This is a genomic window from Mycobacterium sp. (assembly GCF_019247615.1).
Classification (GTDB): domain Bacteria; phylum Actinomycetota; class Actinomycetes; order Mycobacteriales; family Mycobacteriaceae; genus Mycobacterium.
In genome coordinates this window covers 1-7,244 of sequence record NZ_JAFBAT010000115.1, presented here as the reverse complement: position 1 = coordinate 7,244, position 7,244 = coordinate 1, and the positions used below count along the sequence as shown (strand labels likewise).

7 protein-coding genes are annotated in these 7,244 nt (G+C 68.5%); 4 read left to right on the top strand and 3 right to left on the bottom strand.

The genetic code is table 11. From position 1 onward, the window contains the following. On the top strand, positions 1-1,056 hold a 1,056-nt coding region (gene groEL, locus JO059_RS07950; protein WP_293315551.1), incomplete at its 5' end, for a chaperonin GroEL. A 151-nt stretch (positions 1,057-1,207) separates the two neighbouring features. Next, on the top strand, positions 1,208-2,065 hold the full coding sequence (locus JO059_RS07945; RefSeq protein ID WP_293315550.1) for a DUF559 domain-containing protein: 858 nt from the start codon (positions 1,208-1,210) through the stop codon (positions 2,063-2,065). Between the two features lie 21 nt (positions 2,066-2,086). Here the strand turns inward: JO059_RS07945 and JO059_RS07940 are convergent, their stop codons facing one another. The 3 genes from JO059_RS07940 to JO059_RS07930 are packed head-to-tail and all read right to left on the bottom strand — an operon-like array spanning position 2,087 to position 5,790. Beyond that, positions 2,087-2,524: a pyridoxamine 5'-phosphate oxidase family protein gene (locus JO059_RS07940; protein ID WP_293315549.1), complete on the bottom strand. Its 438-nt coding sequence runs from the start codon at positions 2,522-2,524 to the stop codon at positions 2,087-2,089. A gap of 15 nt (positions 2,525-2,539) precedes the next feature. Beyond that, positions 2,540-3,991, bottom strand: coding sequence for a PPE family protein (locus JO059_RS07935; protein ID WP_293315548.1), 1,452 nt, complete (start codon positions 3,989-3,991; stop codon positions 2,540-2,542). Positions 3,992-4,029: 38 nt separating this feature from the next. Further along, entirely contained in the window at positions 4,030-5,790 is a 1,761-nt protein-coding gene (locus JO059_RS07930; protein ID WP_293315547.1) for an amidohydrolase family protein, read from the bottom strand. 46 nt (positions 5,791-5,836) lie between these two features. On the opposite strand from JO059_RS07930, the gene JO059_RS07925 reads away from it, so the two are divergent. Beyond that, positions 5,837-6,352, top strand: coding sequence for a mycothiol transferase (locus JO059_RS07925; RefSeq protein WP_293315546.1), 516 nt, complete (start codon positions 5,837-5,839; stop codon positions 6,350-6,352). 24 nt (positions 6,353-6,376) lie between these two features. Next, on the top strand, positions 6,377-7,240 hold the full coding sequence (locus JO059_RS07920; protein ID WP_293315545.1) for a hypothetical protein: 864 nt from the start codon (positions 6,377-6,379) through the stop codon (positions 7,238-7,240). Positions 7,241-7,244: the final 4 nt, after the last annotated feature.

Genomic DNA, 7,244 nt, shown 5'->3' with positions numbered 1-7,244 from the left:
ATGCGCTTCGACAAGGGCTACATCTCGGGCTACTTCGTGACCGACGCCGAGCGTCAGGAAGCGGTCCTCGAGGACCCGTTCATCCTGCTGGTGTCGTCGAAGGTGTCGACCGTCAAGGACCTGCTTCCGTTGCTGGAGAAGGTCATTCAGTCCGGCAAGCCGCTGCTGATCATCGCCGAGGACGTCGAGGGCGAGGCCCTGTCGACCCTGGTCGTGAACAAGATCCGCGGCACCTTCAAGTCGGTCGCCGTCAAGGCCCCCGGCTTCGGTGACCGCCGCAAGGCGATGCTGCAGGACATGGCCATCCTCACCGGTGGTCAGGTCATCAGCGAAGAGGTCGGCCTGACCCTGGAGAACGCCGACGTCTCGCTGCTGGGCAAGGCCCGCAAGGTGGTCATCACCAAGGACGAGACCACCATCGTCGAGGGCGCCGGTGACCCGGACGCCATCGCCGGGCGGGTGGCCCAGATCCGCGCCGAGATCGAGAACAGCGACTCCGACTACGACCGCGAGAAGCTGCAGGAGCGCCTGGCCAAGCTGGCCGGCGGTGTTGCGGTGATCAAGGCCGGCGCCGCCACCGAGGTGGAGCTCAAGGAGCGCAAGCACCGCATCGAGGACGCCGTGCGCAACGCCAAGGCGGCCGTCGAGGAGGGCATCGTCGCCGGTGGTGGTGTGGCGCTGCTGCACGCGGCCCCGGCCCTGGACGAGCTGCAGCTCTCCGGTGACGAGGCGACCGGCGCCAACATCGTCAAGGTGGCGCTCGAGGCCCCGCTGAAGCAGATCGCCTTCAACTCCGGGCTGGAGCCCGGCGTCGTCGCCGAGAAGGTCCGCAACTCGCCCGCCGGCACCGGCCTGAACGCCGCCACCGGTGAGTACGAGGACCTGCTCAAGGCCGGCGTTGCCGACCCGGTGAAGGTGACCCGTTCGGCGCTGCAGAACGCGGCGTCCATCGCGGGGCTGTTCCTGACCACCGAGGCCGTCGTGGCCGACAAGCCGGAGAAGGCGGCCGCTCCCGCGGGCGACCCGACCGGCGGCATGGGTGGCATGGACTTCTGAGTCAAGAGCGGAAAAAGCCCGGTCTGCTGTTGCAGGCCGGGCTTTTTCCGTCGGCGAGCGTGGGGGATACGTACGTCCAGACGCCTGAATTTGTCCACAGGCCCCACGCTCGGCGCACACGAAGGCGCGGCTCGGTGCCAAAGATGCCGGCATGGACCCGTTCCGCGGCAGCGAAGCGCTCAGGCACGGCGCCGTCACCCGCAGCCAGTTGCGCACTCGCTACCGGGCCGTGTTCCGCGACGTCTACATCGGCAGAAACGCGGAGCTGACCGCGGCCGCCAAAGCCCGCGCGGCTTGGCTGTCGACGGGCGCCACATTGGCGGGGCTGTCCGCAGCCGCGGTGCTCGGTACCAAATGGCTGGATGCGTCCGCGCCCGCCGAGGTCGTGCGCGCCGATCGGCACAGTCAGCGCGGGATTGTCGTCCATAGCTACGACCTGGCCGCCGGCGAGGTGCGGGCAATCAGGGGAATGCCGGCGACAACCGCGGCCCGAACCGCTTTCGACATTGGTCGCGGCCGGCCTGTGGCCACGGCGCTGCCGATCCTCGACGCGTTGCTCAACGCTACGGGCATCAGCCCGGCGGATGTGCTCGCTGTGGCCGACCGCCGCCCCGGAGCCCGCGGAGTCCGGCGGCTGCGGGCCACGCTGGACTTGGCCGACGGCGGTGCCGAGTCGCCGCAGGAGACCAGGGTGCGGCTGCTGTTAATACGCGCGGGACTGCCACGGCCAGAGACGCAGATCGAATTTCCCGATCTGCGCATCCGCGTCGACATGGGGTGGCGCGGGCCGAAGGTCGCGGTCGAGTATGACGGCATCCAGCACTGGGCGGATCGCTATCAGCGGTCTTGGGATATCGAGCGAATCGCCTTGCTGGAAGCGGCCGGCTGGTGCGTGATCAGGGTCAGCGCCGAAATGCTGTCGCGGCCGGACGCGATAGTCGAGCGTGTCAGAAGCAAGCTCGTCGAGCGTGGGGGATATGGATGTATCCGGGGCGGCAGGCGTCCTTAAGGCCCACGCTCGGCGCGAAAGCTAGGCCGGCAGCGAGAACACCACACAATCGTGCAGACACCCCTTGGCCGCCGTCGGAGACCCGGCCGCGGCTTCGCGGTGCAACAGCGCACGAGTGGGCACCACCGCCAGCCGCACGGCCTCGTCGCCGGCTGAATCCTCCGCGGTCACCTCGGCGGTGCCGTCGACGATCAGCGAGTACCCCCCGGGCTCGAGAGGGGGCCACAACAGGGTGACGTCACGGCGGTCGGCCAGATTCTGCCGCGTGCGGCCGCCGATGAGCCCGACGTCCAACATCCCGCGCGGCCCCTCCGGGCCATCCGGGAGTTCCCGCAACTGAGGCTCGACCGTCACGGTGTGCACCCGATACCCGTCGTCGACGGTGATCAGGTAGGCGAACGGGTAGTCGGTGAGCGCTGCGGCGAGCCGCTTGATGTCGACCTTCTTCTTCGTTCGCATGGTCGGCCGGGGCCGCTACTCGGGCAGTTCCGGCACGCCGACGCCCGGCTCAACGGCGCCGGGTGCGTCGTCACCCTTGGCGAAGAAGCCCGAGCTAGGGATCCCCGGCTCACGGGATGTGGCCAGATTCCGGAAACCGGCGTCGTTGCCGGCGCCGGCGAAGAAGCCCGACTGGCCGGCCGTCGTGGTGCGCAGGGCGGGTGGTATCGGCGTGGGGCCACTCTCCACGCCGGCGACGGCGGCATGGGCGCCGCTCGACTCGAGGCCGTGGACGATTCCGGCGTTGACCGGGCCGGTCGCGGCGGCGGCGATCCCTGGGTTGAGCAGACCTGGAGGCGGCAGGCTCGCGGTCAGCCCGCCGGTCGAGGCGCTGACGGAATTGAGGACACTCGAGCTGAGTGAGGCCGCGCTGACTCCGCCCGTGACGTAGCCGGAGTTGAGCAGGCCGGCCTCCGGGCCGGCCGGGAATAGGCCGGCGTTGCCGATGCCGGTGTTGAAGAAGCCGGGGTTGGCGACGCCGGCGCTGGAGATGCCCGAGTTTCCGATGCCGTAGTTTCCCGTACCGGAGTTGAAGAAGCCGACATTGTTGGTGCCGGAGTTGAACAAGCCGACGTTGCCGGTACCCGAGTTGAAGCCGCCGAAGCCAAACTGGTTATTGCCCGTCAGCCCGATCCCGAAGTCGTTGTTGCCGGTGTTGCCCAAGCCGATGTTGTTATTGCCGAGATTGCCGAGCCCGATGTTGCTGTTGCCCGAATTCGCGTAGCCCAGATTCTGGTTGCTGCTGGTCCCGGTAGCGGTGCTCGAACTCGGTTGTGTCGTGCTGCCGACCCCGGGAGTCGAACCGCCGTGCGCGCTCGCCCCACCGACACTCGAACCGCCCGTCGTAGACGCCGCGGAACCGAAGTTGAGCAGGCCCTTGTCGAGGTTGATGCCGAGGTTGTGCGCGATCTGCTGCCAGGGCGCCAACTGAGCAACGGCCGCCGACGCGTCCGCGTGGTAACCGAACATGGCCGCCACGTCCGCCGCCCACATCGCCTCGTAAGCGGCCTCGGTGTCCATGATCGCCGGCGTGTTGATGCCGAACCAGTTCGTGTGCGCCAACGCCTGGACGAGGGTGCGATTGGCCGCAACGACGGCCGGCTGCACGGTGGCCGCCACCGCGGCCTCGAACGCCGCCGCAATGGCTGAGGCCTGGCTCGATGCGGCCTCCGCCTGGGCCGCCGCCGCGCTGAGCCAGCTCACGTATTGGGTGGAGACGGCCAACATGGCCGCCGCCGACGCGCCCTGCCAGGAACCGTTCGCCAAGTCCGATGTCACGGAGAAAAACGACGATGCCGACGACGCCAGATCCTCGGCGAGGCCGTTCCAGGCCGTCGCCGCAGCAAGCAGCGGCGCCGCTCCGGGTCCGGCGAAGATTCGTGCCGAGTTGATTTCAGGCGGCAACCACGCAAAATGCGGGCTCGTCACTGACTTAACTTAACCGGGAAAGGGGGGGCCGCGTGGCGTTATCGAGCAGCTACCGGGGCGGGCTTTCGTCCACGGACCAATGTGCCGGGCCGGGCGTCGGTGGGAACGCCGTTTTCAGCAATCAATTCCCCGGAAACGATGGTGGCGACATAGCCGTCCGCGGTCTGGTCCAGCCGACGCCCGCCGGCGGGCAGGTCGTAACGGATGACCGGCTTGTGCAGCCGCAGTGCCGCGTGGTCGATGACGTTGAGGTCGGCCTTGTAGCCGACGGCTATGCGGCCGCGGTCCTCGAGGCCGGCCACGCGGGCCGGCACCGAGGTGAGTTCGCGCACCGCCTCGGGGACCGTGAATCGCCCCGAGGACCGGTCGCGCGCCCAGTGCGCCAGGAAGTAGGTCGAGTAACTGGCGTCGCAGATCATGCCGTAGTGGGCGCCGCCGTCGCCAAGCCCGAGCACCACGTCTTCGCGGTGCAGCAACTCTCCGACGGTGTCCAGCGAGTTGTTCTGCAGGTTACTGGTGGCGACCAGCAGCATGGCGTGGCCGTCGTCGTCGAGCAGGCGGTCGTAGGCTTCCTCCATCGGGTTCACCCCGCGTGCCCGGGCGCGGGCCCCGATGCTGTCAGCCGGGTCCGGCTCGTAGTTGGGATTGTCATCCAACGGGAAGATCCAGTCCCACATCTGGGCCACGTACAGGATGGGATGACCCTGACCGGGCTTGTCGGCCAGGATGCGGGCGCGGACCTCCGGCTTGCGCATCTGGGCCACCCGTTCGGCCAGCGGCAGGTGGGCGATCTCGCGATAGCTGGGGTAGAGGACAAACGGGTTGGCGGACAGTTGCAACCCGATGATCAGCCCGATGGGGCGGGGCAGCAACTGGGCGGTCACTTGTGGGTCAGGGCCGTCCCCCCGGGAATTGGCCTTTTCGATCATGGTGATCGCGTCCGGCCATGTCGGCTCGCCGGCGTTGGCGACGACCAACGTAAACGTGACGGGGAGTCCGACGTCCTCGGCGACATCGAAAACCGTTTGCAGCACCGGCTGATAGCCCCCGGCGGGGATGTCCGGCACGAACTGGAGCAGGCCGCCGCCGCCGTCCACGATACCCCTGGCGATCTCCTCGATCTCCTCCCGCGCGGCGTCGTAGCTGGGGATCGGCGAGCCGCTTTCGGTCTTGTGAATCGTCAGCCGCGACGACGCGAAGCCCAGCGCCCCGACCTCGATCGCCTCCTTGGCCAGCGCCCGCATCTTCGCGAGATCCTCGGGGGTGGCAGGTTCGCGGTCGGCGCCCCGCTGACCCATCACGTAGACCCGCAACGGCGAGTGCGGAAGATAGGCGGCCACATCGATGTCTCGCGGCCGTGACTCGAGGGCGTCCAGGTACTCGGGGAACGTTTCCCAGGTCCACGGCAGGCCGTCGGTCATGACGACGCCGGGAATATCCTCGACCCCGGCCATCACGTCGACCAGCACGTCGTGGTCTTCTCGGCGGCATGGCGCGAACCCGACTCCGCAGTTGCCCATCACCACCGTGGTCACCCCGTGGGCCGACGACGGGGTCAGGCGCTGCGACCAGATGGCCTGGCCGTCGTAGTGGGTGTGCAAATCGATGAAGCCGGGCGTGACCAGCAGGCCCGTGGCGTCGATCTCCCGCCGCGCGGTGTCGCCGTTGACCGCGTCCCGTCCGCCTGCGGCCGCCACCTTGGTGATGACGCCGTCCTTCACCGCGACGTCGCCGACGTACGGCTCACCCCCCAAGCCGTCGACGATGGTGCCGTTGCGGATGACGAGGTCGTAGGTCATCTAAATAATCTACGACCGCGTCACTGTGTCGTGCCAGGATCGCTGTATGCCCAATACCGACTCCGCCGCCCAGGAACTGCTCCGCGACGCGTTCACCCGGTTGATCGAACACGTCGACGAACTCGCCGACAACCTGACCGACGCGGCCTCCGCTTACCGGCCGACCCCGAAGGCCAACAGCATCGCCTGGCTCATCTGGCACAGCGCCCGGGTCCAGGACGTTCAACTGGCCGATGTCGCCGGTGTCGAGCAGGTGTGGACCCGGGACGGCTGGGTGGACCGCTTCGGTCTGGACCTGCCGCGCGACGACACCGGCTACGGCCACGGCCCCGACGAGGTGGCGAAGGTGAGGGCACCCGCCGACCTGCTCTGCTCCTATTACCACGCGGTTCACAAGCTCACGCTGGAATACATCGCCACCGTGACCGCCGAGGAACTGTCCCGGATCGTGGACACCAACTGGGACCCGCCGGTGACCGCCAGCGCGCGGCTGGTGAGCATCATCGACGACTGCGCCCAGCACCTTGGGCAGGCCGCCTATCTGCGGGGCATCATTCAGTAGACCGCGCACTGGATTGCGAAAAGCGTGCGAATCGCGGCGGCGCTGTTGTTGTGGCTGGCAACGACTTTCACCCTGGCGGCAGCGGTCCCGGCCGCCTGGTTGCAGTTGAATATCGTCGACGAGGGCGGCTACGCCGCGCTGGCGCAGAAAGCGGCGGGCGATCCGGCTCTGCAGTCTGCCATGGCAGCGGAACTCACCACACGGGCGATGGTGCTGATCGCCGCGCGCGGCGGGTCGCGCTACCCGGTCGACGGCGCGCAGGTGCACGACGTCGCCGCCGCCTTCACCACCGGGCCTGAGTTTCCGCCGCTGTTCGCCCAGGCGAACCGCGCGGCGCACCGTTGGTTGTTCACCGACCCACGGTCGGGCCAGAACGGCGATCAATGGGTGATCGACGTTGCCCCCATGCTCAAGGACAGCTCATTGAGGCAGGTGTTGAGCAGTCACAACGTGACGGTGCCCGCGAATCTGACTGTCCCGCTGACGGTTTCTCAGACGTCCCTGCCACAGTCGTTGCGGCAGGGGCAATTCAGCCGGCTGGCGAGGTGGGGACCGTGGGTGGCAATCGGCGCGGCGGTCGGGAGCGGCGTTTTCGCGCTGCTGACGGTGATCGCCGCGCGCCGCCGGGGGAAGGCGCTGACCAGCCTCGGGGTCTCGGCGCTCCTCGTCGGCGCGGCAGGATGGGCGGGCATGGAGATCGGCGGCCGGTACGTCAACAACGCGCTCAATGGCACCACCGCAGACGTCCGGCGGGTCGCCGAGGTGATGGTCGACCACGCGGCGGCGAGCATGCACCACTGGCTCGACCTGACGCTGGTGGCCGGTGCCGTGCTGGTCGGGTTGGGCGTGCTCGTCGCGATCCTCGGCGCCCTCACGCGGAGGACGTGACGCC